The 25,307-nt window shown below is 49.9% G+C and carries 22 protein-coding genes; 5 read left to right on the forward strand and 17 right to left on the reverse strand.

Annotation, left to right across the window (positions count from 1 at the left end):
* The first annotated feature begins 382 nt into the window (after positions 1 to 382).
* The 3 genes from HMPREF0673_RS11040 (at position 383) to HMPREF0673_RS11050 (ending at position 3,264) form a co-directional block, all read left to right on the forward strand.
* Positions 383 to 1,831, forward strand: coding sequence for a methyltransferase RsmF C-terminal domain-like protein (locus tag HMPREF0673_RS11040; protein WP_007902379.1), 1,449 nt, complete (start codon positions 383 to 385; stop codon positions 1,829 to 1,831).
* Between the two features lie 21 nt (positions 1,832 to 1,852).
* The gene (locus tag HMPREF0673_RS11045; RefSeq protein WP_007902381.1) at positions 1,853 to 2,647 is read left to right on the forward strand and encodes a thymidylate synthase; all 795 of its coding nucleotides are present in this window, start codon (positions 1,853 to 1,855) and stop codon (positions 2,645 to 2,647) included.
* A gap of 137 nt (positions 2,648 to 2,784) precedes the next feature.
* Positions 2,785 to 3,264, forward strand: coding sequence for a dihydrofolate reductase (locus HMPREF0673_RS11050; protein WP_007902382.1), 480 nt, complete (start codon positions 2,785 to 2,787; stop codon positions 3,262 to 3,264).
* A 125-nt stretch (positions 3,265 to 3,389) separates the two neighbouring features.
* On the opposite strand, the gene HMPREF0673_RS11055 is transcribed toward HMPREF0673_RS11050, so the two are convergent.
* The 5 genes from HMPREF0673_RS11055 to HMPREF0673_RS11075 form a co-directional block, all read right to left on the reverse strand.
* Positions 3,390 to 3,902: an Lrp/AsnC family transcriptional regulator gene (locus HMPREF0673_RS11055; protein WP_007902384.1), complete on the reverse strand. Its 513-nt coding sequence runs from the start codon at positions 3,900 to 3,902 to the stop codon at positions 3,390 to 3,392.
* Between the two features lie 119 nt (positions 3,903 to 4,021).
* On the reverse strand, positions 4,022 to 4,486 hold the full coding sequence (locus HMPREF0673_RS11060) for an ExbD/TolR family protein (RefSeq protein ID WP_007902386.1): 465 nt from the start codon (positions 4,484 to 4,486) through the stop codon (positions 4,022 to 4,024).
* Positions 4,483 to 5,043 carry an ExbD/TolR family protein gene (locus HMPREF0673_RS11065; RefSeq protein ID WP_040596897.1) on the reverse strand — a complete coding sequence of 187 codons (561 nt, stop codon included), beginning with the start codon at positions 5,041 to 5,043 and terminating at the stop codon, positions 4,483 to 4,485. The genes HMPREF0673_RS11060 and HMPREF0673_RS11065 overlap by 4 nt, the downstream gene beginning before the upstream one ends.
* Before the next feature lie 139 nt (positions 5,044 to 5,182).
* Positions 5,183 to 5,683 carry a hypothetical protein gene (locus HMPREF0673_RS11070; RefSeq protein ID WP_007902390.1) on the reverse strand — a complete coding sequence of 167 codons (501 nt, stop codon included), beginning with the start codon at positions 5,681 to 5,683 and terminating at the stop codon, positions 5,183 to 5,185.
* A 162-nt stretch (positions 5,684 to 5,845) separates the two neighbouring features.
* On the reverse strand, positions 5,846 to 6,634 hold the full coding sequence (locus HMPREF0673_RS11075) for a MotA/TolQ/ExbB proton channel family protein (protein WP_007902391.1): 789 nt from the start codon (positions 6,632 to 6,634) through the stop codon (positions 5,846 to 5,848).
* A gap of 231 nt (positions 6,635 to 6,865) precedes the next feature.
* On the opposite strand from HMPREF0673_RS11075, the gene HMPREF0673_RS11080 reads away from it, so the two are divergent.
* Both HMPREF0673_RS11080 and HMPREF0673_RS11085 read left to right on the forward strand, forming a co-directional pair.
* Positions 6,866 to 8,458: a capsule assembly Wzi family protein gene (locus HMPREF0673_RS11080; protein ID WP_040596899.1), complete on the forward strand. Its 1,593-nt coding sequence runs from the start codon at positions 6,866 to 6,868 to the stop codon at positions 8,456 to 8,458.
* 116 nt (positions 8,459 to 8,574) lie between these two features.
* Entirely contained in the window at positions 8,575 to 9,042 is a 468-nt protein-coding gene (locus tag HMPREF0673_RS11085) for a lipocalin-like domain-containing protein (RefSeq protein ID WP_007902394.1), read from the forward strand.
* Between the two features lie 310 nt (positions 9,043 to 9,352).
* Here HMPREF0673_RS11085 and HMPREF0673_RS11090 read toward each other — a convergent pair whose 3' ends face one another.
* From HMPREF0673_RS11090 to HMPREF0673_RS11145, 12 genes are all read right to left on the reverse strand, one after another.
* A complete protein-coding gene (locus tag HMPREF0673_RS11090) occupies positions 9,353 to 11,281 on the reverse strand; it encodes a UDP-N-acetylglucosamine 4,6-dehydratase family protein (protein WP_007902395.1) in 1,929 nt (642 codons plus the stop codon).
* A gap of 33 nt (positions 11,282 to 11,314) precedes the next feature.
* On the reverse strand, positions 11,315 to 12,562 hold the full coding sequence (locus HMPREF0673_RS11095) for an aminotransferase class I/II-fold pyridoxal phosphate-dependent enzyme (protein WP_050805000.1): 1,248 nt from the start codon (positions 12,560 to 12,562) through the stop codon (positions 11,315 to 11,317).
* Positions 12,563 to 12,575: 13 nt separating this feature from the next.
* Complete coding sequence (locus HMPREF0673_RS11100) at positions 12,576 to 13,187, reverse strand: sugar transferase (RefSeq protein WP_007902397.1); 612 nt, start codon at positions 13,185 to 13,187, stop codon at positions 12,576 to 12,578.
* A complete protein-coding gene (locus HMPREF0673_RS11105) occupies positions 13,187 to 14,188 on the reverse strand; it encodes a glycosyltransferase family 2 protein (RefSeq protein ID WP_007902398.1) in 1,002 nt (333 codons plus the stop codon). Before HMPREF0673_RS11105 ends, HMPREF0673_RS11100 begins: the two co-directional genes overlap by 1 nt.
* Before the next feature lie 35 nt (positions 14,189 to 14,223).
* A complete protein-coding gene (locus HMPREF0673_RS11110) occupies positions 14,224 to 15,489 on the reverse strand; it encodes a nucleotide sugar dehydrogenase (RefSeq protein ID WP_007902399.1) in 1,266 nt (421 codons plus the stop codon).
* Positions 15,490 to 15,579: 90 nt separating this feature from the next.
* Entirely contained in the window at positions 15,580 to 16,620 is a 1,041-nt protein-coding gene (locus HMPREF0673_RS11115; protein ID WP_007902400.1) for a glycosyltransferase family 4 protein, read from the reverse strand.
* A gap of 26 nt (positions 16,621 to 16,646) precedes the next feature.
* A complete protein-coding gene (locus tag HMPREF0673_RS11120; protein WP_007902401.1) occupies positions 16,647 to 17,483 on the reverse strand; it encodes a glycosyltransferase family 2 protein in 837 nt (278 codons plus the stop codon).
* Positions 17,484 to 17,492: 9 nt separating this feature from the next.
* Entirely contained in the window at positions 17,493 to 18,542 is a 1,050-nt protein-coding gene (locus HMPREF0673_RS11125) for a glycosyltransferase family A protein (RefSeq protein WP_083825716.1), read from the reverse strand.
* Between the two features lie 98 nt (positions 18,543 to 18,640).
* On the reverse strand, positions 18,641 to 20,149 hold the full coding sequence (locus HMPREF0673_RS11130; RefSeq protein WP_007902403.1) for a lipopolysaccharide biosynthesis protein: 1,509 nt from the start codon (positions 20,147 to 20,149) through the stop codon (positions 18,641 to 18,643).
* 25 nt (positions 20,150 to 20,174) lie between these two features.
* Positions 20,175 to 21,341 (reverse strand): O-antigen ligase family protein, encoded by a 1,167-nt coding sequence (locus tag HMPREF0673_RS11135; protein ID WP_157591704.1) that lies wholly within the window; start codon positions 21,339 to 21,341, stop codon positions 20,175 to 20,177.
* Between the two features lie 128 nt (positions 21,342 to 21,469).
* Positions 21,470 to 22,528 carry a GumC domain-containing protein gene (locus tag HMPREF0673_RS11140; RefSeq protein WP_007902405.1) on the reverse strand — a complete coding sequence of 353 codons (1,059 nt, stop codon included), beginning with the start codon at positions 22,526 to 22,528 and terminating at the stop codon, positions 21,470 to 21,472.
* Between the two features lie 110 nt (positions 22,529 to 22,638).
* Positions 22,639 to 25,257 (reverse strand): SLBB domain-containing protein, encoded by a 2,619-nt coding sequence (locus tag HMPREF0673_RS11145; protein ID WP_040596901.1) that lies wholly within the window; start codon positions 25,255 to 25,257, stop codon positions 22,639 to 22,641.
* Positions 25,258 to 25,307: the final 50 nt, after the last annotated feature.

A 25,307-nucleotide genomic window follows, 5' to 3' on the forward strand; every position in this document is an offset into this window, starting at 1 on the left:
GATGCGGATGACAAAAGTAGGGAGTATGAAGAAGAAAAGAGATGGGGTGAATGAGGGAAAAGAAGAGCGTGAAGCGAAAGAAAGAGAGGTGCAAGCGTGGGGAAAGAAGGGTGCGTGGGTATGGCATCCCTGCCATACTCTCCTAATACTACCCTCCTAATACTATGTATAAATAACTGAACTTTCGCAAGTTCAATAAATAACAAGGCGGAAAGATATATTTTTAGGTAGAACGATGGCTACACGGATAAAAATCAGTACTTTTGTAGCAGAATAAAAGCAAGACGAATATATTGGTCTACTACAGAATAAGAACAGAACAAATATACCCGTCAACTGTAAAAGCAAAACTCAATAGATATAAAAGCAGAACTCAATAGAAATGAATCTTCCACAAGACTTCGAACAATCAATACGCCCACTATTCGGCGACGACCTCTACGATCGTTTGGCGGAAGCACTTGATGCTGACGACACGCCGACAAGTGTGAGGCTTAACCCGTTCAAACAGAATGGGGGTGACGTGGCTGACGAGCTGAAGGACTGCTGCGTGCCGTGGTGCCCGACGACAGGACGCTACCTGAAGAGCAGACCGAACTTCACGTTCGACCCTCTGCTGCACACTGGTACGTACTACGTGCAGGAGGCTTCGTCGATGTTCGTCGACCACGTGGTGCGCCATCTCATACACGAACCCGTGCGTATGCTCGACCTCTGCGCAGCCCCGGGCGGCAAGTCGACGGCACTGCGTGCGGCACTACCCGAAGGGTCGCTGCTCTTCTCAAACGAGCCTATGCGCACACGAGCGCAGATTCTGAGCGAGAACCTGCAAAAGTTCGGTCACGAGGACGTGGTCGTAACCAACAACTACCCACGCGACTACCGCAAGGCGCACATACAGTTCGACGCTATTCTTGCCGATGTGCCCTGCTCTGGCGAGGGAATGTTCCGCAAGGACGAGGGCGCACGCGAGGAGTGGAGCCTGCAGAACGTAGAGAACTGCTGGCGACTGCAGCGCGAGATAATCAGCGACATATGGGGCTGCCTACGCCCTGGCGGTCTGCTCGTCTACTCTACCTGCACATTCAATGCGCATGAGGACGAGGAGAACGTGGCATGGATAGCCGAGGAATTAGGTGCCGACTTCGTGGACGTGCCTGTAGAGACGGACTGGAACATAACACGTGCGCTGACGGGCGATGCTCCTGTGTATCGTTTCCTACCGGGCGTGAGCAGAGGCGAGGGATTGTTCCTTGCCGTGCTGCGCAAGTATGGCGAGGCGGAGGGTTGTCTGTCTGCGACGGGCGGTGCCGACCGGAAGGCGGAGAAGCCGAAGAAGGAAAAGCGCCGCGGCAACAAGAGCGCAAAGGCGGGCGCCAAGCAGCCGGGCAACGTAGCCGTGCCGCTCAATGCGCCGGAGAGCTACGTGGTGAGACGCCGTACGGATGCGCTGTTCGCCGTTCCGGAACGCTGGGCTGACACGTACGACGCTGCCGACGCGGAGCTGAAGATAATGCACGCCGGTGTGTGTCTCGGCACGGAGAAGGGCAAGGACATCATCCCCGACCAGTCGCTCGCCCTCTCAAGACAACTCGCAGCCGATGCATACCCTCGAGTGGAAGTAGGTTACGCTGACGCGATCAACTTCCTGCGCAAGGAGGCGGTCACGCTGCCCGAGGACACGCCGCGCGGCTTCGTTCTGCTCACATACCGCGGCAGACCGATAGGTTTCGAGAAGAACATAGGCAACCGCGCCAACAATCTGTATCCGCAGGAGTGGCGAATCAAAAGCAGTCATGTGCCGGCGGAAGAATTAATAATTAATAATTAAAAATTAAGAATTAATAATTTCATGCAACAATATCTCAACCTCCTAAACCGCATCCTCACCGAGGGTGCGACCAAGACCGACCGCACGGGCACGGGCACGATGAGCGTGTTCGGCAACCAGATGCGCTTCGACATGGCAAACGGTTTTCCGCTGCTCACTACGAAGAAGCTACACCTCAAGTCGATAATCTACGAACTGCTGTGGTTCTTGCGCGGCGACACCAACGTGCGCTATCTGCAGGAGCACGGCGTGCGCATTTGGAACGAATGGGCAGACGAGAACGGTGACCTCGGACCCGTCTATGGTCATCAGTGGCGCTCATGGCCCGACTACAAGGGCGGCACCATCGACCAGATACAGAACGTGCTCGACCAACTACGCAACCACCCCGACTCACGCCGCATGATCGTGTCGGCATGGAACCCGGCTGAGGTGGACGATATGGCACTGCCTCCGTGCCACTGCCTGTTCCAGTTCTACGTGGCAGACGGCAAACTCTCGCTGCAGCTCTACCAACGCTCGGCTGACACCTTCCTTGGCGTGCCGTTCAACATAGCGTCGTACGCTCTGTTGCTGCAGATGATGGCACAGGTGACGGGCTTCGAAGTGGGAGAATTCATACACACAACGGGCGACACTCACCTCTATCTCAACCACCTCGACCAGGCACGGCTGCAGCTCACACGCACACCGCGACCGCTGCCGCGCATGAAGATAAACCCAGACGTGAAGGATCTCTTCTCGTTCCGCTACGAAGACTTCGAACTGGAGGGCTACAACCCGTGGCCACACATCGCAGCCACTGTAAGCGTGTAGCAGGCCGTCGTCGAGACGACGGAATGTTGAATGTTGAATGTTGAATTGTTGCGCTCGGCTTTGCCGCTTGCCAAAGCAAGAATTAAGAATTCAAAACTCAATTAATAATTAATAATTACCAATTAATAATTATCAAAATGATAACAATTATTGCCGCCGTTGCCGCCAACCGCGCCATCGGTTTCGAGAATAAACTACTCTATTGGTTGCCCAACGACCTGAAGCGTTTCAAGGCGCTCACCACGGGCCACACCATCATCATGGGACGCCGCACATTCGAGTCGCTCCCCAAGGGTGCCCTGCCCAACCGCCGCAACGTAGTGCTCAGTCGCACAGCCACCGAGTTAGAAGGTTGCGACTGCTACACATCGCTCCAAGAAGCACTCGCTCACTGCGCCAAGGACGAGGACATATATATAATAGGTGGCGCAAGCGTCTACGAGCAGGCACTCCCCATAGCCGACCGACTCTGCCTTACCGAGATTCACGACACGCCTGCCAACGCCGATGCCTTCTTCCCCGAGTACGACGGATGGAAGGAAACGGCACGCGAGGAACACACTACGGACGAAAAGCATCACCAAGCATATGCCTTCGTCGACTATGTAAGAGAATAACAATCACTTCTTTACAAGATAGCAAGAGGTCTGTAAAAGGACACAACGAAAAAACTCGTTGCACATCCTTATCGGGATATGCAACGAGTTTTTTCGCTATTCTTCTATTTGTTTTGCAGTATGTGTTATTCGCCCTCTTCAAACACTTCTTCTGCATCATCTTTGTCCTCAACAGGCAGTTCGCTGATTGGCAACTGTCGGTCGATGATAGCATTGAACGAGATAATCGTCTCGGAGCGTGAGAGTCCGAGCGGCTGCAACTTATCGTGGATGACGTTAAGCAAATGGTGGTTGTTGCGAGCATATAGCTTTATGAACATATCGAAGCCACCCGTAGTATAATGACATTCCACCACCTCAGGTATCTTCTTCAACTCCTCAACCACATCGTCGAACGTAGCAGGGTTCTGCAGATAGAGTCCGATGTAAGCGCACGTCTCGTAACCAAGCATCTCTGGGTCGATGATAAACTGCGACCCTTTGAGCACACCGAGATTGGTGAGCTTCTGTATGCGCTGATGAATAGCTGCACCACTCACGTTGCACAAGCGTGCTACTTCAAGAAATGGTATGCGAGCGTCTTTAGCTATCAACTTTAATATCTTCTTATCTAAAGAGTCTAAATTATAATGTGCCATTCTAATTACAGTTTATATTGTTGTGCAAAGATAGTGCTAATAAATTTATTCTGCAACATTTTTACATTAAAAACTCACTAATTGTAAGTTTTAAGTAATTGTTACCAACGTTCCGTTAATCATTTCTTCTGCTCTGCCGAGTAGCTCATGCGTCGCACATCAGCCTTGCGCAACGCCAACTTCACCTCACTGATTAGTGCCATCGGCGTACTGCGGTCAGCCTTTACGGATACTATCTGTTGCTCCTGATCCTCATCCGACATTGCCTTACGTTCGGCACTTACATATGCCGTCACCTCATCGGGCGTAGCATACTTGTCGTTGAGCTGAATAGTCACCCCCTTGTACGACGGAATCCCCCCTGTCGTAGTCTCCGACGGCGTGCCTATATACACATACGATACGGCACTCTTCTTCGTGAGGCGCGTCAGCTCTGTGCCCTGCGGTACACGGAAGCGCACCTTCAGCGTCACCTGTCGCATGTGCGTTACGACCATGAAGAAGAACAGCACGGTGAAGATAAGGTCGGGCAGCGACGACGTGTTCAGCGTCGGCACGCTGCGGTCAATGCGTTGGCGTATCATTCTGCGGTTCCTCCTTTCTTCGTATCGGCTTGCGATGTGGGCTCAGCAGTATTGTAAGTTTCTGATAAATGCTGCGGATATATATCGCGCACCTTCTTGCGCTCTTCCTCAGTGCAGCTGGCATAGTCGCGGTGGAAGCGGCGCTTAGCCTCAGCATTGCGCACTTCAGCATAAGCCGCCACTATTTCGTTCTCAAGATTGAAGTAAGTGTTATAGTCGGAAGCAGGGTCAGCATCCACAATTATCAGATGCTGTGCTCCACGCAAGCGCACGAAGTCGGCTATACGCCTACGTACATCAGTAGCAGCGATTGGCTCATCGTTGAGTATCACTTTGTTCTGCGCCGTGATGCGAAATGCGAGCGTGTTCTCCTTCGCCACATCCTTCGTCCTGTCCGTCTGCTCTTCCTTGTCGAGCGGTGGCAGTTGGCGCACAAGTCCGCGGTCCACATCCATCGACGAGGTGACGAGGAAGAATGTGAGCAGCATGAAAGAAATGTCGGCTGTGGATGTCGTGTTAAGCGACGGTACCGAGTGTTTTCTGCGTTTTATCAGCATCTTGTGATAATGTTTTATAAGCCGAACTAAGCCTTTTTAAGCCTCTTTAAGCCGTGGGTATAACAGGTGGCGTTTAAGCCGAACTAAGCCTCTTTAAGCATTCTAAGCCCTCCCCGACGGGGAGGGTTGGGAGGGGCTTTTACCTAATGTAGCGTGTGGCTCCAAACACAACTGCGCCCACAGCCACAACGATGAGCAGCAGCGATGTGCCGATGAACATGCCGGCAGTGCGCAGCCAGAAGGTGTCGGTGAAGCGTTCGCCGTTCACCAGGAGCGCATCGGTGCTCGAGAAAGCGTAGGTGAGCACAAGCAGCAACGCCGTACCGAGGATGACCGACACAGAGATGCGGCGTGCCGGCACATTGTTCACCACTACATTCTCGCCTTTATTCTTGCGCATACCATTGACAGCACCGAAGACAGCTAAGCCGAACGTAGAGAACGTCAGCACAATCATGAACCATATCAGCGCATCAGTAAGCAGTGGCGCGCTATAGTCGGGATTATCGTCGTACGGCATGTCGTAGCCGATAATCCAGAACAGTGCGAACAGCACCACTATCACACCTATTAATATATAGAATATGCGGCTCGACAGCTGCATCGCCGTCAAGTGGCGCAAGTTTATATTTACTTTCATTGTTGTTTGTTGTTTATACTTAATAGGCCGAACTAAGCCTTACTAAGGGAGCGTTTAAGCAGAACTAAGCCTTTTTAGGACTTTCTAAGCCTTACTATAATTTGCTGAGAAATCTCAACACATCACCATCTCAACTTCTCAACACATCACCATCTCACCATCTCAACATCCTTTCTTATACTTGAGCAACGCATCGAGCAGCGTGATAGCACTCTCCTCCATTTGCCCTGTGAGGTGGTCTACCTTAGAGAGCACATAGTTGTAGAACAGCTGCAGGATGAGTGCCACGATGATACCGAAGATAGTGGTGATGAGCGCCACCTTCATGCCCGCAGCCACGATTGTAGGGTTGATGTCGCCCGCAATCTGGATCTGCTCGAACGCCATCACCATACCAATCACCGTGCCCAAGAAGCCGAGCGATGGTGCCATAGCGATGAAGAGCGTAATCCACGAGCAGCCCTTCTCCAGGTTAGCCGCCTGCACAGTGCCGTAGGCAGCCACCGAGCGTTCGATGTCCTCAATAGACGTGTCGACGCGCAACAGGCCCTGGTAACAGATAGATGCCACTGGTCCGCGCGTGTTGCGGCACTGCGTCTTGGCACCCTCAATGTCGCCAGCATCAATCTTAGCATCAATCTCGCGCATGAACTTCTTGGCATTTATCTCCGACAGACTGAGGTAGATAATGCGTTCTATACAGAACGCCAAACCCAGCACAAGAGCCAAGGCAACGAGCGACATGAACGACGCATTACCCTCAATGAACTTGTTCTTCAGCACATTTTTCAAGCCTCCACCCGAGTTCTCCACGCCCTCAGCAATCTCCACTGGCACAACGGCAGCCGAATCGGCAGCCACCTGAGCAGTAGGCACAGCAGCCTCAGCCACCACCTGAGCAGTATCAATAGGCGCAGCATACGCTGCAGCACTCAACATAGTGAACAACATCAATGCAGTGATGCACAACGCGGTAAGGGGATGGCATCTAACAAATATTCTCATAGTTCTTGTAATTTTACTTATCAACTGCAAGCAAAACCTCACTTACAGCATTAATATCGGTGCAAAAGTAGTTATTATTTTTCGATTGGCGCAGTATTTAGCATATTTTATGTAACTTTGCAGAAAATAGCACTTGCATATTTTGCAGGAGATAAGAATAGAAAACAATATAAAAACATGACAATAAGAAATCTGTCTTTAGCCCTCATAACGCTGATGGGCATCGCGCTGCCCGCCAATGCGCAGTACGCCTGGCAGGGGTACGATGAGCGTGTGCCGTCGAAGCAGCGACTGGACAACAACATAGGCTACAAGGTGGAGATGCAATCTTCGTTCTCTAAGGACAAGACTCCGCTCTGGCTCAATGCCAACAAGCACGGCCTCAGCTCGCTCGACGAGTTCAACGGCTACGTGCGCGGTGCCGTGATGCGCCCTCTCTCCACCGACTCGGCACGCCGCTGGGCGATAGGCTACGGTGTGGACGTGGCTGTGCCGGTGAACTACACGTCGAACGTCGTAGTGCAGCAGGCTTTCGCCGAGGCACGATGGCTGCACGGCGTGCTCTCCGTGGGCGCCAAGGAATACCCAATGGAGCTGAAGAGCCAGACGCTGAGCAGCGGTTCGCAAACATTCGGCATCAACGCCCGACCAGTGCCGCAGGTGCGCATCGCCCTGCCCGAATACTGGACCATCCCCTGGACAAAGCGCTGGCTACACCTTAAGGGCCACATAGCCTACGGCATGATGACCGACGACGGCTGGCAGCACGACTTCACGAACAAGCGACAGAAATACGCCGACCACGTGCTCTACCACTCCAAGGCGGGCTACCTAAAGATAGGCAACGAGGACTCGTTCTTCCCGATCAGCCTCGAACTGGGACTGGAGATGGCGTGCGAGTTCGGCGGCAAGCCCTATCGTCTCGACGGCCACGGCAACATGAAGCGTATACCTACCAGCACGGGCGTAAAGGACTTCTGGAACGCCTTCATACCGGGCGGCAGCGATGCTACCGATGGACTCTACACCAACCGCGCCGGCAACCAGTTGGGCAGTTGGGTAGCGCGTCTGAACTTTGACACCGATCTGTGGCGCTTCTCGGTATACGCCGACCACTTCTTCGAAGACCACAGCCAGATGTTCCTGCTCGACTACAACGGCTACGGCGAGGGCGAACAGTGGAACACATGGCAGAAGCGCCGCTACTTCATGTACAGTCTGAAGGACATGATGCTCGGTGCCGAGTTCGACATGAAGTACGGCAGATGGCTGCGCAGCCTCGTCTTCGAGTATATCTACACAAAGTATCAGAGCGGCCCCTACAACCACGACCGCACCCAGAACATCGGCGACCACATAGCAGGCATGGACGACTATTACAACCATAGCATCTACACCGGCTGGCAGCACTGGGGACAGGTGATAGGCAACCCACTCTACCGCTCGCCGATATACAACACCGACAACAGCATCGACGTGCGCAACAACCGCTTCTATGCCCTACACCTCGGCGTGGAAGGCTCGCCTACGGAACGCCTCGACTACCGCGTGCTCACCACCTATCAGAAAGGTTGGGGCACATACAACAACCCGTTCACTAAGGCGTACAAAGACTTCAGTTTCCTCGTCGAAGCAAAGTACAAGTTCAACCACGACTGGACGGTGAAAGGCGGCTACGCGATGGACTTCGGCAGCGAGAAAATGTACGGACACAATGCAGGTTTCCAACTCACCGTGACAAAGAGCGGACTGCTCACGAAAAAAAAGTAGAGCAACCCCATCACCATCTCAACATCACAACACCACAACACCCCACCATCACCACACCCCCACCACCCCATCACCATCTCACCATCTCAACACCACAACATCACAACACCACACACATGACAGCAAAACGACTATTCAACACGATATTGGCTACAATCGCCCTCACCACCCTCGCCTCCTGCGAGATAGAGACCAGCGACAACGGCGATTTCGACGGCTTCTGGCACTTAGAACGCGTAGACACACTGGCTACGGGCGGAACTCTCGACCTCTCGAAGAAGCGCGTGTTCTGGGGCGTGCAGTACAAGCTCATCAGCGTGCGCGACGTCGACAAGGACAAGCAGCACGGCTACTATCTGCGCTTCAAGCAGACAAGCGACAAGATTGTGACGCACACGCCCTACAAGGACAACTGGCACCAGGACAAGGGCGACAACGGCGGCGACCACCCCATCGACGACCCGAAGCAACTGGCTCCGTACGGCATAAACAACCTTGAGGAGGAGTTCGTAAAGGAGAAACTCAACGGTGGACAGATGATACTGCGCTCGAAGACGCTGCGCTTGAAGTTCAAGCGATTCTAAACGCTACACAGAGGTAAACCCAGAACTACAACATAACGAATAAAGCCATAGATTTAGAGACCCTAAACCTATGGCTTTATTCATTTATACCTATTAATACGCGATTGAATACCGCTATCTGTTTCATTTTTTTGCTCACACTATCCGACCGTTCGCGTCCGCCGTCCAATCAGATTCCGTCCGCCACCCGATTGGATTCCGTCCGCCACCCGATCAGATTCCGTCCGCCGTCCGATTGGATTGCGTCCGCCGTCCGATTGGATTGCGTCCGCCGTCCGATCAGGTTCCGTTCGCAGAACGATGACTTTTGCTAAGCTTTTGCGGTGCCAACCGCTGCGTCCAATGCCTCATACACAGAGTTGTTGCTCTTGAATTCGGGCACAATCTCCTTCATCTTCTTCACGGTGAGCATGTCGTCGTACTGCTTGCTCACCTCTATAAGTTCCTCTATGTCGCGCTCCACCTCGCTGTAGTCGTACTCGCGCACGTTAGCGATGCGAATTTTCTCATGGAACGACGGCTTGGTCGACTCCTTGTCGTTGAGCACCTCCTCGTAGAGTTTCTCGCCGGCACGAAGACCCGTGTACTTTATCTCGACGTTCTTCGCACCGCTCAGATTTATCATGCGCTGTGCGAGGTCGGCAATCTTCACGGGCTTGCCCATATCGAAGACAAATATCTCGCCGCCGTTGCCCTTTACGCCAGCCTCGAGCACCAGCTCGCACGCCTCGGGTATGAGCATGAAGTAGCGTATGATGTTCGGGTCGGTCACGGTGACCGGTCCGCCTGCCTTAATCTGCTGCTTGAAGAGCGGAATGACCGAACCGTTTGAACCGAGCACATTGCCGAAACGCGTGGTGACGAACTGGGTGCAACCCTCCACCTTTCCGCTTCGCACGGCGTTGTTAAGGCTCTGCACGTACATCTCGCAGATACGCTTCGAGCATCCCATGACGTTGGTGGGGTTTACCGCCTTGTCCGTGGAAATCATCACAAACTTCTTCACGCCGTACTTCACAGCCATGTCTGCAAGCACCTTCGTGCCGTAGATGTTGTTCTCAACGCTCTCCGTCGGATTGTTCTCCATCATCGGCACATGCTTGTATGCAGCGGCATGGAACACGTAGTCGGGACGGAAACGGCGGAAGATGTTCTCCATGCGCAGCTGTCCGGTGATAGACGTAACGATGGTTTCCGCCTTGATGTGCGGATAGCGCTTCGCCATCATCAGGCGTATGTCGTGCTGCGGTGTCTCGGCACTGTCGATGAGCACCAGTTCGCGCGGATTGAACTGGCAGAGTTGCTTCACAATCTCGCTACCAATACTGCCCGCCGAACCCGTCACGAGGATACACTTGCCATGCAGCGTGTCGGCTACGCTCTTAAGATCGATGCTTATTTCGTCACGCGGCAGCAGATCTTCGATGCTCACCTCCTTCAGCGTGGCATCGGGCGAAGCCGGATTCCACTCCTCATTAGTACGTGGCATAAAAATATGCACACCATTAGCAATGAGCAAATCCTGCAAAGTTTTGTCATTACGAAACACCCCCACAGAACTCTGCGAAACAAGCAGGCATTCCATTTTCTTCTGATGTATGAGTCGCTCTACATCATCATAGCTGTAAACATGCAAGCCCATAAGCACTTTATGGCGAACCTCATTACCGTTAGACATAAAGCCGAAAAGGCGCATACGCAGCGACTTGTCATTGCGCACGAGCTTAGCCAGTCCCATGCCACACTCGTCAACGCCAAAAATGATTGCAGGACGAGCGTTAAACGTGTCGATTGACACGTCGTAAACCGTCTTCACCAACACACGCACTGCCCACAGAAGCAGCACGCAGATAATCGAAGCCAACGCTATCTCGCGTCCGCCTACGTACACATTCTGGAAATAGTTGAACTGCAGCAAAAAGAAATGTCCCAAGTATGAAAGCACACAACCTATGAGCGAAGCAAAGCCCACACGCTGCAGATCGACGAACGAGGAGTAGCGCAGAATGCCGTCGTATGTATGGAACATCTTGAAGCCTACAGCGTAGAATATGCCATAAATAGCACACATTGAGCACAACTGCCACAATACGCTAAGTGTTTTTGCTCCACCATAAGTCTGCTGATAGACCAGCAGGAACGAGAAGAAGACAATGGCACAATCGAACAGGAAGACGCACCAGTAAGGCAGCGACTTCTTGTTGAAGTACCAGTTTATGAGTTTATGAAAAAATTGCATCTCTATCTTGATTGATAAATACACCTAATAATACTAATGCAGAATAGCACGTTTTATTACGTCTACGATATACGTAACATCCTCATCCGAAACGCATGGACCGCTCGGAAGACATAGTCCGCACTTGAAGAGCGACTCGCTTACGCCATTCGCGTAACACGGACAATCGCTGTATACAGGCTGTCTATGCATCGGTTTCCATAACGGACGTGCTTCTACATTAGCCTTGTCGAGAGCTATACGCATAGCCTCCACATTGCGGTTAGGCTCAAGCTTTGTATGGGCTGACTTTGCCGCGTGTGTTACACCTGCAGCACCACCTACCGCACCGCTCACAACTTCCGCATAAACATCTTCTTCACCCTCTACATGTAGATGTTCGTCAAGTAGGATAGTGCAAAGCCAGAAGTTGGAATTGATGTCAGACGTAGCATTATCATGCACAGTGATACCTTCAACATCGGCAAACAACTGCTTGTACAACTCATGCACATGGCGATGATGAGCAATATGCTCGCTTACGACAGTCATCTGTCCGCGTCCGATACCTGCACAAACATTGCTCAATCGATAGTTGTAGCCTATATGCTCGTGCTGATAATAAGGATATGACTCACGAGCCTGTGTAGCAAGGAACATTATTTCGTTCCACGCCTTGTCGTCAGGACAGATTAGAGCACCACCACCACTCGTTGTTATCATTTTGTTACCATTAAAACTAAGCACGCCGTATCTACCGAATGTGCCACAGATTTGCCCCTTATAGGACGATCCAAAACCTTCTGCTGCATCCTCAATGACGGGGATATTCCACTTATCAGCTACAGCAAGCAATTCGGAAATCTTTGCCGGCATACCATACAGATACACGACAATGATGGCTTTGGGCTTACGTCCGGTCTTAGCCACACGATCAGCGATAGCCTCATCCAACAATTGCGGATCCATATTCCAAGTATCACGCTCGCTGTCCACAAAGACCGGTATCGCACCAAGATATTTCACTGGATTACTTGAGGCACAGAACGTAAAGGACTGTACCATCACCTCGTCGCCTGCACCTACTCCGCAAGCGATCAAAGACAGATGAACCGCTGACGTTCCCGAACTTAAAGCAACAACACGCTTTTCTTCGCCTACAAACTCTTCAAGGTCTTTCTCAAAGCCGTTTACATTCGGTCCCAATGGCACAACCCAATTAGTGTCGAAAGCTTCTTTTATATAATCCATCTCCTTGCCACTCATGTGGGCAAGGCATAAATATACTCGTTTTCTTTCCATACTCAATTAAAATCTAAATTATCTCATTATTGTATTCTATCCGCTTTCCAAGAACTGTTGCGATAATCATCTTGATATCAGCCACGAAACTGTAATGATCAAGATAATAAAGGTTTATACGCACCTTGTCAGGATAGATGACCTTATCATTAAACTCCTGTGGATTGGCTTGAGCAGCAAGCAGAACCTCCTCATCACGATATTTCAAGCTCGCCGGACCAGTTATGCCTGGACGCAACTGTAACACACGTCGGTCGTCACCTTCAAGTTTGTCGGCATATCCAGGCACGTCAGGACGCGGACCAACAAAACTCATATCCCCAATGAACACATTCCACAACTCAGGAAGTTCATCGAGCTTGTATCTACGTAGTTTGGCACCAAGCGGAGTGATTCGGCTTTCGCCTGCCACCGATACAGTGGAGCCACTATGATGTGCGCTCATGGAGCGAAACTTATACATGGTAAATAGTCTTCCACCTTTACCGACACGCTTCTGAGTGAAAACAGCCGGTCCGTCAGGCATTTTTATGCGGATAAGTATCCATACCACGAAGAGTATTGGACTCAAAACAACGAGTCCGACAAACGCCATAATGCGATCGAAAAGATATTTTGCTATCATTATTTACCTTGTATTTTCAATCCTACAACTTTGAATATCCCCATCAACGACCCCCAACCATACGAAAGATGCAGCGTAAGGAACGACATGAGTAGATAGAATACATTAAGCCTTTTGGTCTTCCATATAGTAAAGCTTACACCGCCCAAAGTCACCAGATATGCACCCAAAGACATCAACGACAACACTCCAAACCATAAATTAAGAGGCATCAGCACTACTGGCAATAATAGCGATAGTACAAATGCTAACGGAATAAAATGTCGAACAGACAAAGAGCTGAAATACTTTGTATAATATACTGTCAGTATATTCCATTTACCATTGCCATAATTATTCTTTGCCAATGCCTTGAACGTCTCACGTGCTAAATACGTGCACGAAATATCAGGGATTATGAAGATATGTCCGCCACCACGCTTAATGCGCTTGTTCAGTTCTATATCTTGATTACGCACAAGACGCTTGTCGTAGAATCCGTATTTCTGAAACACCTCACGACGCCAACATCCGAAAGGCACAGTATCAACCTCGCATGCTGAAGTCACTCCTGTTCTAAACGACGAATTACCAACACCAAATCTGTTGCTCAAAACCTCACGTATAGCAAGAGTCTTGGGAGTTTTATTGAGGACGTCGGTATTGAGGACACAACCGATATTGTCAGCATTAAGCTGGTACAAACGGGTGACAAGCGTAGAGAAATAGTTGAATGGATACAGGGCATGTGCGTCCAAGCGTATGATGACTTCCCCCTTAGCCTCCTTTATGCCGACGTTCATCGCACATGGAGCCGTGCGCTCCGGATTGTCAAGAAGACGAAGGAAGGGATACTTGGCTATGTATTGCGAAATTACCTGACGCGTCCTGTCCCGACTCATTCCGTCTACCAGCAGCACCTCCATGTCGTCATGACTGAAGTCCTGCTGCAGAACCGAATCGAGAAACGGAACGATGTATTTCTCTTCGTTATATATAGGACAGATAACAGACAGTTTCATGCTTTTAATCAAACTGCTTATAATGATTAATTATTTTATAATCTGCCGTCTATGATATCGCGCGACAATACGCCCTTAACGTCATAAAGCACGCTATTATTAGCACGGATAGCAGAGAAATCAATGTCGCTAAACTCATTATGAGCAACGGCAAGGATTACAGCGTCATACTTCTCATCAGGAAGTTGCGTCTTGATACTGATACCATATTCGTGCTCAACTCTTTCGGCGTTAGCCCACGGATCATAAACGTCGATGTTATTGGTATATTCGCTAAGAGTGTGATAGATGTCCACCACCTTAGTGTTGCGCACATCCGGACAGTTCTCCTTGAACGTGATACCAAGGATGAGTATCTTGGCATCCTTTACAACGATGCCTTTCTTATTCATACACTTGATAACCTGATTGGCAGCATAGTCGCCCATGCCGTCATTCAGTCGACGTGCTGCAAACATCACACGCGGAAGAACGCCATACACTTGAGCTTTCTGAATGAGATAATAAGGGTCGACACTGATACAGTGTCCGCCTACCAAACCAGGCTTTAGCTTAATGAAGTTCCATTTGGAAGCCGCTGCCTCAATGACGTCGTTGGTGTCGATGCCCATAGCATTGAATATCTTTGCCAGCTCGTTCATAAAGGCGATATTGACATCGCGCTGCGAATTTTCAATTATCTTAGAAGCTTCAGCAACGCGGATGCTCGGTGCTTTATGCGTACCATTGATGAGCACTGAGTTATAGACGCTATCTACGATATCAGCCACTTCGGGCGTAGAACCAGAGGTCACCTTCTTTATCTTCTCCACGGTGTGAAGCTTGTCACCCGGATTGATACGCTCGGGACTGTAGCCTGCAAAGAAATCCTCGTTATACTTCAGTCCGCTTACACGCTCCACTACAGGCAGACATTCTTCCTCTGTAACACCAGGATAAACGGTCGACTCGTACACGACGATGTCGCCCTTCTTGATAACCTTGCCCACTGTCTCGCTGGCACCCCAAAGCGGCTTGAGGTCGGGATGATTGTTATTGTCAACGGGTGTTGGCACGGCTACAACGTAGAAATTGCAGTTGCGTATATCGTCAAGATTGGTGGAACAAACGAAGTTATGGTTATGTATAGCGTCGCCAAGCAATTCATCAGACACTTCCAGTGTGGAATCATGACCCTGCATAAGCTCGTCTACACGATGCTGGTTCATGTCGAAACCAACAGTCGGATACTTTGTTGAGAAAAGACGAGCTAACGGCAAGCCCACATATCCAAGTCCGATAACAGCAATTTTTATTTCCATTTACATTATATATTTAAAAATTCGTACAAAGTTAACATATTTATTTGAAATGGAGGACCATTTATAACAAAACAATAGCAATAGATATGGCTAAGCCAATTCTGCAGCTATTATCTTGATGACAAATGGGGGAAGATAAGCCTGTGCCGAATGTATACAGTTGAGTTTCATTGGAACAAGGCTATCTTGGCATTTATAAATGTCAAGGATTATCTCAGCAAGGCGATTAACGTCATGCGTAGGAAAGACAAAACCATTCTTTCCATCGGTAATGATGTTTGCGTTGTCGTGCCAATCGCTCGCTACGACGGGCAGACCTGCAGCGAAAGCGTCGATGACAGTGCCGGCGAGTCCTTCGCCAGGATAGTACGTTGGGAAGAGCAACGCGGTGTATTCTTTCAGAGTGTATACGCTTTTGTCGAACGCTACCTTTCCGCAATATTTCACAAAGTTTGGAATCTTGGTTTGAAGAGTTTCAAACCAAGCGCGGTCTGCTTCTTCCACATTACCATAGAGGTCAAGCGTAGCGATGGTGCTGCCAGCCTTCTCGTTAGCAAGACTCACGGCTTGCACTGCATCGTCAATGCCTTTCGTTGGTGTGATACGCGAGAATATACAAAAACGCATAGGACGTAGATTACAGCCCGCGAGTTCGTCGGCAGACAGAATGTGCAGCGGCTTACAGTTGGGCATCACCTTAACGCGATGCAAGCCCAATGCGGCAAGCGCAGTCTTCATGTTCTGTGTCTCGGGGTATATCATGTGCAGACGCTTGGCGAAAGGCAGCAGCCAGCGGTTGCGCTGCAGCAGTTCGGCGAGCCATCCGCCTATCACTACATAATGGATGCGGCGACGGAACAGCAGGTTATATATCACGACAAGCGGCAGAATCACCTTTATGCCGTTCTGCGCGGGCAAGATAATCACATTGCGGCTGCGTACCACGCAACCGAACAATTGGAAAAGAAGGCGCAGTACAACGCTCTTGCCGCCGGCTGTGTCGATGCGCTTTATCTCTGACGCCCCGTATAACGACTCGAGTTCATCGGCTACGATGCGCGTCTTGATGGTCTGCCCGTTATAACTGTTGTTCTTTATATCAAAATTGCCAATGATGCTTATCTTTCTCATATTCGCTTGTTTTAGGTTAACAGTTGTTACTTTCCGAAGAAATTTGATAGATGCTCACGCAAAAGATAGTATGCCTTCATTATCACAAAGCATGTGAATGACATGTGCGTCAGTGAGACTGTGGAGAGATGCTGCTCGTGGGTCTTCGCCATCAGTTCGCTTATCATGCTCAACTGATTCATCAGACTGCGGGTTTTCTTGGCTCCGACGACGTTATTCTCGTGCTGACGGTATAGCATAAGCGGCTCGGGGTCGGCTACGACGAAGCCCTTGTTCCACAGAACGGCGATGGCGAACCACGCATCGTGCATCACTATCTTCTCAGAATAAGGGAAGCAGACCGCCTTTGCCTCACGGTTGAGCATCATCGTGCAGCCCGGCATGTTGTTGTAGAACAGATGATAGTACTTGTCGTTGAAGACAGACATGGGATAGTGGCGGAACTTCCAGTAAGACTCGGCGAAGACGTTAAGCTTGGCATCCACCAGCTTCAGGTTGGTGCAGGCGATGACCGGACTGCCGCTATGCTCAGCCTCGGCTTCTTGCATGCGCTTCAGCGTCAGCTCCACTTTCTTAGGGAGCCACACATCGTCGTGGTCGCAGAACATATAATAGTCTGCTTCCACATTGCGCAGCATCCACATGAACGACTCCTTCGCTCCGAGGTTGCCGCTGGAGGATACGTTAATGATGCGTGGGTCGGTGTCGGCGAGTCGCTTGATGAGAGCCACCGTCGCATCGGTAGAAGCATCGTCGCGTATGTATAGTTTCCAGTCGGTGTAGGTCTGCGCAATGATAGAGTCTACCTGCTCCTCCAGATAGTTCATACCGTTGTATGTAGAGAGTAGTATTGCTAATTTCATCGTGTTTTGTTAATGTTTCTGTGTCTCAATAAGTGAGTTTATTATGGCAGTCTTTTTCTTGCGCCAACGTGCTTCGCGCAAGAGGTATGCCGCCACGGGCAACTGGCGTGCGAGACGTGCAGGCAACAATTTCTGTAACAATAGCGTTAGACGTATCTGCAGTTTAAGCAGACGACTGTGGTACGGGCACCGCTTACTCACGCTGTCAGCGAGTGCTTCAGCAAGCGAGAGGTTTATACCCTTGCCCGTCATACCAGAGTTGTATATGCGCAGCATACCATCGTAGAGTGAGTTATCGTAGCGCTTGCCTCCGATGCGGCGCACCGTGTCGTACATGCGGCTGTTTGCACGCACATGGCTGTCTACGTGCGCCTGTGTGTTTATTTTCTTTGAAATAGAAGACGTAGTGATGATGCGGTAGCCGTAGTCTTGCGGAGCCTCTGCATAGTCGTAGCGCAGTCCGGCGGCGATGGCTGATATGTTGAAGTCGGCGTCCTGCAAGGACAGCAGGTTGACATCCCACGTGAGGTTGTGGCGGCGCAGCGACTCGGTGCGGTAGATATTGTTCCAGACGATGAACGGCAGACGACGACTGGCGAACAGCGCCACATCGTCCTCAGCCACGCGGAATCCGAAGGCGTAAGGATGCGACTCGGTGACGAAACGCTCGTCTACAAACACGCCCGAAGGGAACACGAGGAAGTCGAGGTCGGGGCGCTTCTGCAGCATCTCCACCCGCTGTCGCAGGCAATAGGGTGCTGTATAGTCGTCGGAATCGAAGACGATGACGAACTCTCCACGCGCCATCTCCAAACCTATGTTGCGGCAGGTCTGCGCACCCTTCGGCTGTCGGCTGCGCTTCACGACGCGTATGCGGATGTCGGCTGCAGCGTAACTTTCGAGCAGCTGCAGCGTATCTTCGCCCGAACCATCGTCTACAGCGAGAAGTTCCCACGCGTTGAAGTCGTTGGCGAGTATGCTGTCAATCATCGTACGTACTTCGTCACGATGATTGAACACGGGCATTATTATGGAGAGAGATGTTCTGAGCGATTCCATTATAGACTTTTAAGTATTGCGAATTATATAATATAAACGCCCGATACAGAACTATATTGTATCGGACGTTATAATAATACTATTTTATTGATCTTGCATCAATGTTTACGAAGCAATTTGTTTCGTACAAGAGAATTCACGTAGTAGCGCTCATTCTTGCGCAGTCCGATGGTGTAAAGCAATATGACGAAATAAGCATAAGCCACAACCACGCTTAGCATCTGACCCATTATCTGTTTCAAATACAGCGTCGGGAGGAAGAGAAGCGTTATCAGGAGCACAGGAACGTACGAACAGCGCACAAGAGCCCACACGTCAAACTTCGTGATGCGGATAATGATGAAAGGACGCACCAGAAAGACCATGAACGAGAAGGCTATGTAGACATAGAAAAGATATTCAGGCGGCATGCCCCGGCGCATCGCCAAGTATCCTACGACAATCGAACTTACAAGCAACGTGTTGACAATAATCTGATAGAGCTTTATCTTTCCTGTGGCAAACACGAAGTCGTTGACGCCTGCATTGATGGAGAATATCAGAATGTCGACAATGAGCAGATGAGTGAACGTTATTGCATACGGCGGCACTTCCTTCAGCCACAAACCGAAAATCACTTCAGGCGCAAGGATGAAGGGAATGGAGACGAAGAACATCGAGAGATAAGTGGCTTTGGAAGCCAGACAGACAAGGGATGTGCAACGGTCGAGATTGCCCGCAGCATAATTCTTCACAATCTGTGGCGAGATTGGTTTTTGTGCATTGTTGGCAAAGTTCTGCAATATAGAACTAACAGAATTGGCTACTGCAAGTCCGGCGTTCATCGTGGTGCTGAAGAACATGTTGATAATGAGCGCACCACCCTGAGCCTTGCCGATTGTGGCTATGGCTCCGATGCCTATACCTATGGAGAAATTAAGTACATCATAGTATTTGCGCCACTGGCGCACAAAGACAAAACGCGTGATGGCTGCAAACTGCCTGCGGCAATAGGCAAAGAACACCACCGTAGGGAAGGCGGTCATGAATGCCATTACGCAGGTATAGATGATGAGCTTATGCTCGAAATGGTCAATAAGAAGATAAGTGAAGAATAACTTAAAAAGACTCATTGCCACATCCGTTAAACAGAAAACAAAGAAGCGCTCACGCGCAATGAGCAGTCCATTATAGGGCACACCTATGAATGACATTGTAGCCGCAATGATAGACACATTGAAAATGGTATGCACCGTGTGCATGTCACCGTCGTACGTCACATGATGCACTATGTACCAATGCCCCAAAGGCAGAGCGACAACTATAGTGAGCAGTGCTATGAGCATATGTATCACAAGGTTCACATTGAACTGACGGCACACCTCCTCCTGGTCGTTCTTGCCGATGGCAATGGCGATGAAACGGTTGGAGGTGGTCACCATAATTGTGTTGATGATGCTTATGAAGGTGATGATGCAGGCAATGACCGAATATAATCCGTAGTCGCTTATACCCAATGCCTGCAGACTGAAACGCGTATAGAGCAGTCCGCTAACGGATATAATGGCGAGGCGGATGTAAAGTATCAGCGAGTTTACCGCTATCGATTTGTTTGTATTTTCTTGCATTCTTAAGTAATTGTTGTACACACTCTCATTCTGCCATCAAAGTACACTTATCCGCATCATCATAAACATAATGGGAATAGTAAAGCAATGCGAGAGGATATAACATAAAGTAATAAGGGTACATCTCAAAAAGAGACATAATCCAAAGGCAAGCAACAGAAAGCAATAACAACTGTATGTTTTTTTCCTTCAGATACGGCAGAACGTTCTTGAAAACCTTACCACATATAATTATATATATACTCAGCAATATCACTCCACCATGAATAAGTATGGCAAGAATGAAGTTGTGAGGACCGATAGCGAACGAAGACATATTTGACTTGTACCAATCGGCATCGGCAAAGCCCCACCCCCAAATAGGCGATTCTTCTATAATCTTTAAGGCACTCTCCCACATGTGTGTACGATACGTAAATGTAAGATCTTTCTTTAACACGTCCTCAACAAGATATGCCGCAAGTTCATTGTTCTCAAGACCACGCCCATTGAACACCACAAATACCTGAAAGAGTAGGAAAACTGCAAATAAGCCACATATTGCAGATAGTCGTAACTTCGATGTTGGTAACAGACAGCAAACAAGGAAAACAACAATCATAGAAAGCGAGGTCATCGAACCGACCATCAACAAAGAGACTATAATTACCACAGCCATTATGATGAAGTTGAAGAGCCATATACGCGAATAGCGTATGCACATCAGGTTGGCTGCCAATGCCACTATCATACGACAACCCATTTGGTTATAGTTGTCGCCAAGCAAATAGCCAATACCGTCCTTATGGTCTTCTACAAGCCAAAGCAACGGGTGAGTAACGAGATGAAAAAGGTTGAGCCACATACACACCGTAAATGCTATGGTGAAACACTTCAAAATCATATTCATACGATGGCGATAATAACGCATGAGGAGCAGTAAGAGACCTATAGCAATACTATTATAAATATCGTTTTTTATATCGTTGACATTAACTAATGTCATTGCGAAAAGAAACAACAAGAAAAGAAAATGCATAAAGCCATAACGAGAAATCTCCTTATCATGCATCACTAACGCCAACATAAACAAGAAACTCACAATAACCATTGCAAGCACCGCATACGACAACAGTTGCATCTCCAAAGCAGACAGCGAGAGTGTCATGTTTATCACAAGAAAGAATATCATGACAGCAGGCAGGAACGTCATATCATGCAGATTGACGCGGGCAGAAATCTTATCGAAATACAGTGGTATTCGTTTGAACGTGAACAACGACATTATGGTTCTTCCTTTTATAAATAAATGGGAAGGCGACAATACGCCTCCCCGTATGTTTATGCTTTTGTAAAGAGCTGCTTGCGTGCAAGCCACAAGGCTGTGATGAATGTGGCAAGGAAGCACATACCCAAGATGAAGATGATGCGCTTCGGACCTGCGGGCTTCACCGGCACTGTGGCACACTGCAACGTTGTGAACGCTGGAGTCTTCTCCTGAAGTTTGGCGCGCATGGCTTCAAGCTGTGTGCGCATGGCGCTATATGTGTTAAACTTCAGCTGCATCTCGTTCTCCAGTTCGTCGCGCTTCGAGAGAAACGACTGCAATGTCACGTCCTGGTTGGCATCGCAGTAGGCACTGTATATCTGTGCGCAGTATTCGTACTCCTTCTTCGACTTTACGGCGAGCTTCTCGTAGTGCTCAACGTCTATGCGGGCTTTGTTGGTGCGATAGCGTGTGATGAAGTCCTGAAGATGCACACGAACCGAGTCGGCCATTGTAGCGCAGATAAGTGGGTCCTGGTCTTCTACCTTTATGGTTATCACCTCCGTCTTCTTGTCTACGTCGCAACTGATATTACTTTTTATTTCATCAAGCAATTTTGAGTCTCTCTCCGACATACGGAACGGATCCATCTGCGCACCCGTACGCAAGCCTTTCGTGTTTTCATTCTTCTTGAAGCAAGAAGTGACCTTGCGCATCACATACTTGAACGGAGCCGTTATCGGATTCTTCTCCTGATGCTTGCGCATATATGTGTAGTAGTCGGTGCTCAGACTCTTGTCCAGCTTTGTCACCTTGATGCCAAGCAGATCGATGACAAACTCGTTCGACTCAACAAGCTCCGGATAGAGCAACGGATAGATGGCATCCTGCGATGCTCCACCAAGGTTTACGCCAAACTGAGAAGCAAGAGACGAGAGTCCGCCAGCCACATTCTCACCAGTAGCCTCTGGTGCCAACGTCACGCTGCAACGATAGTAGCGTGGTTGTGGAAAGATATATAGGCACGACAACACAAACACTATCGGCAGCACGATGAAGAAGACTTTCTTCTTCGTTTTAAGTAACTTGAACACCTCAACGAGGTCAATCACGTCTTTCTTTTGTTCGCTCATTGTTATATATTATTCTATACAATCGGTTTGTATAATTCTCTGTACACTCTGTTTGTTTATGTTCTGAGAATCCACGTCAGGGTTCTCAGAACTTATGTTTTTATCAAACCTTACTTCGTAATGATGTTACTAATTGTTGCGATCATCGCAGCGATTGACGACATGCTCGATCCCATACTCATCATCTCGGCAGCTGTCATCTTGCGCTTCAGCTTAGCAGGCACTACAATCTCGCAGCCCGGCTGCACCTTCGCTCCATGACTCAGCTTCGACACCTTGCCGTTCATATATATAATGTATGCACGGCCCTTAACGGCGTCTGAAGCATAGCCTCCTGCCTGGTCGATGTAGTAGCCGGCACGCTTTCCGCGCTCGTAAGCCACGGTGTTGGCATACATCACGGCTCCGTTCACCTTCACCGTTCCGTTATACTGCGGCACAATAAGACGGTCGCCGTCGCGCAATACGAGGTCGGCGTCAGAGCCCGGATTCTTCATAGCCTCTGCGAGGTCGATACCTACAGGGTACTCATCAGGCACCTGGAACTTCTCAATGTTGGCCTTTGTAGCATCCTGGGCTGTAGTCTGCAGAGCTGCGGCGTTGTTGGCACTTGCCGAGAGCTGCAAAAGGTTTTTCTTCTGCTCCTCCTGCTGCATCTTCAGTACAGCCTCCATACGCGCCTTCTCAGTTTCGTTAGCCCTACGCATGAGTCGTGCGCCCTTTATGTAGGCGAGTCCGTTCGAACCGCCCGACTTTTTGAAGAGGTCGCTCAAGCGTGTGTTGTTGCGCTCCAGGGCGTAGGTTCCGGCGAAGAGCACCTCGCCCTCTACCGACACGTTCTGCTGCTCAGTATAGCCAGGCGAGCGCATTACGTACACTTCGTCGAAAGGCATGAGCGTCAGCGTGCGGTCGCCGTCAACAGCAAAGTTGTCTTTCAGCGCCACGTTGAATGTCTTTGCGATGACGCTATCTGGACGCAACGCCTTCGGGTCGCTCACACGTCGGCTGATGCTCACGTTCATAAGCGATGCTTTGTCGGTGAGACCGCCAGCCTGTATGATGAAGTCCTCAACAGTCTCGTTGTCGGCGTACTTGTATACACCGGGGTACTGCACCTCGCCACGTATCGTGAGCGTTCGGTCGGACATCTTCTCTGTCTTGGTAGCCACAAAGAGTACGTCGTTCTCTTTCAATGGGATGTCGGCTACACGACCGCTCATAATGCCCTCGATGTCTACGCTGACAACCTCAAGCGTGCGGTCTGCCTTCATGCGGTGCATCACGGCACGCGAAGTGATAGCATCTTCTGTAACACAGTCGGCGTGCTCGATGAGCGAACGTACGCTGTTCACCTGCTCGCCGAGGTTATACATACCCGGACGGAACACGGCTCCCTTCACTTCAACGGTGTTGGCGTAGCGTGCCATGATAGAGTCGACAGACACAGAGTCGCCGTCGGCTACATGGAAGCTCGCAAAGTCGAACTCCTCAACGTTATATGCCGAGTATTCCTTTCCGTTCTTGCGGTTCACACGCACAGCCTTCTTGTAAGCGTCACCAGTGAAGCCGCCCGTGTATTTCAGCAACGAAGCGATCGACTCGTTTGGTTTCATCTCGTAGAACATCGGACGCTTCACCTTACCCGTCACTTTCACAAGACAGTCGTACGGGCCTACAACAACCACGTCGTTGTCGGCGAGGCGCACATTGCCCGTGAGCTTTCCGTTGAGGATATAGTCGTAGATATCGACGGTTGTTATAAGACGGTTGTTGCGATATACCTTGATGTTACGGAGCGTACCGATGTCGTTTGTGCCGCCAGCCATGTAGAGAGCGTGGAAGACGGTAGCGAAAGCCGAGAGTGTGTATGTGCCAGGTGTCTTCACCTCGCCCATCACGTTAACAATGATAGTACGTGTCTGACCTACCGACAGCTTTACCTTCGAACTGCTATAGCGTGCGCCAAGCGTAGAGCGAAGGCGTCTGTTAGCCTGATTTACTGTAAGTCCGCCAACATGTACGGGGCCGAAGCCTTCGATTGTGATTTCACCCTCGGGCGACACGGTACACTGCTCCGACTTCTGCGAAGCACCGTAGATATCTACGAAGACGGCATCGCCCGGACCGAGAACGTAGCTCTGCGGTGTAGCGATGTTCATGTTCGGCTCGAACGAGAGTTCCTGGTTGTTGAAGATGTCGCGTCCGAACACTTTTTTCTTCAGAGCGTCGCGCTCAGCAAGCAGCTGCTCAAGCATCTGTGCTGTATCTGGCACCAGCTCGAACATCTCACGCTGATAGTCCATAAACTCCTCGTCGGTCTCATCGTAGGTGTTCTTATACTTGCGGTCGCGTTCTGCCTTCAGGCGCATATTCGAATACTGCGAAGCCTTCTGCGTAGCCTCCTTACCATAGTCGTCGCGCTTTGTCAGTTCGCGCGGATTGCCGTTGTTGGTACGCAGACGCGATTCGTCCTTGCCCGTTGTGTTGTCCGACACATTACCTAATCCGCCCTGCTTCATCTGGCGTTCATACTTGTTGCGCACGCGGCGAATCTGCGAGATGTCCACACCACGCTGCATAAGCTTGGTCACAATCTCCGACTGCGACTTACCAGAGTTGTGTTCCTTCACGATGTACTGCATCACCTGCTGGTCGGTCATCGACGACTGTGCCATGGCAGCCAACGGCAGGAACATGAACAGAAACAGATAAATAACGTATTTCTTCATTGTTTTATAATTGTTTTCTTTACCTGTTGGCGGAATTAAAAAACCGCCTG

The organism is Leyella stercorea DSM 18206 (genome assembly GCF_000235885.1).
GTDB classification, from domain to species: Bacteria; Bacteroidota; Bacteroidia; order Bacteroidales; family Bacteroidaceae; genus Prevotella; species Prevotella stercorea.

Coding starts and splice junctions, on each gene's coding strand:
- HMPREF0673_RS11040 (WP_007902379.1), top strand. CDS start 383: ATGAATCTTCCACAAGACTTCGAACAATCAATACGCCCACTATTCGGC.
- HMPREF0673_RS11045 (WP_007902381.1), top strand. CDS start 1,853: ATGCAACAATATCTCAACCTCCTAAACCGCATCCTCACCGAGGGTGCG.
- HMPREF0673_RS11050 (WP_007902382.1), top strand. CDS start 2,785: ATGATAACAATTATTGCCGCCGTTGCCGCCAACCGCGCCATCGGTTTC.
- HMPREF0673_RS11055 (WP_007902384.1), bottom strand. CDS start 3,902: ATGGCACATTATAATTTAGACTCTTTAGATAAGAAGATATTAAAGTTG.
- HMPREF0673_RS11060 (WP_007902386.1), bottom strand. CDS start 4,486: ATGATACGCCAACGCATTGACCGCAGCGTGCCGACGCTGAACACGTCG.
- HMPREF0673_RS11065 (WP_040596897.1), bottom strand. CDS start 5,043: ATGCTGATAAAACGCAGAAAACACTCGGTACCGTCGCTTAACACGACA.
- HMPREF0673_RS11070 (WP_007902390.1), bottom strand. CDS start 5,683: ATGAAAGTAAATATAAACTTGCGCCACTTGACGGCGATGCAGCTGTCG.
- HMPREF0673_RS11075 (WP_007902391.1), bottom strand. CDS start 6,634: ATGTTGTTCACTATGTTGAGTGCTGCAGCGTATGCTGCGCCTATTGAT.
- HMPREF0673_RS11080 (WP_040596899.1), top strand. CDS start 6,866: ATGACAATAAGAAATCTGTCTTTAGCCCTCATAACGCTGATGGGCATC.
- HMPREF0673_RS11085 (WP_007902394.1), top strand. CDS start 8,575: ATGACAGCAAAACGACTATTCAACACGATATTGGCTACAATCGCCCTC.
- HMPREF0673_RS11090 (WP_007902395.1), bottom strand. CDS start 11,281: ATGCAATTTTTTCATAAACTCATAAACTGGTACTTCAACAAGAAGTCG.
- HMPREF0673_RS11095 (WP_050805000.1), bottom strand. CDS start 12,562: ATGGAAAGAAAACGAGTATATTTATGCCTTGCCCACATGAGTGGCAAG.
- HMPREF0673_RS11100 (WP_007902397.1), bottom strand. CDS start 13,187: ATGATAGCAAAATATCTTTTCGATCGCATTATGGCGTTTGTCGGACTC.
- HMPREF0673_RS11105 (WP_007902398.1), bottom strand. CDS start 14,188: ATGAAACTGTCTGTTATCTGTCCTATATATAACGAAGAGAAATACATC.
- HMPREF0673_RS11110 (WP_007902399.1), bottom strand. CDS start 15,489: ATGGAAATAAAAATTGCTGTTATCGGACTTGGATATGTGGGCTTGCCG.
- HMPREF0673_RS11115 (WP_007902400.1), bottom strand. CDS start 16,620: ATGAGAAAGATAAGCATCATTGGCAATTTTGATATAAAGAACAACAGT.
- HMPREF0673_RS11120 (WP_007902401.1), bottom strand. CDS start 17,483: ATGAAATTAGCAATACTACTCTCTACATACAACGGTATGAACTATCTG.
- HMPREF0673_RS11125 (WP_083825716.1), bottom strand. CDS start 18,542: ATGGAATCGCTCAGAACATCTCTCTCCATAATAATGCCCGTGTTCAAT.
- HMPREF0673_RS11130 (WP_007902403.1), bottom strand. CDS start 20,149: ATGCAAGAAAATACAAACAAATCGATAGCGGTAAACTCGCTGATACTT.
- HMPREF0673_RS11135 (WP_157591704.1), bottom strand. CDS start 21,341: ATGACGTTCCTGCCTGCTGTCATGATATTCTTTCTTGTGATAAACATG.
- HMPREF0673_RS11140 (WP_007902405.1), bottom strand. CDS start 22,528: ATGAGCGAACAAAAGAAAGACGTGATTGACCTCGTTGAGGTGTTCAAG.
- HMPREF0673_RS11145 (WP_040596901.1), bottom strand. CDS start 25,257: ATGAAGAAATACGTTATTTATCTGTTTCTGTTCATGTTCCTGCCGTTG.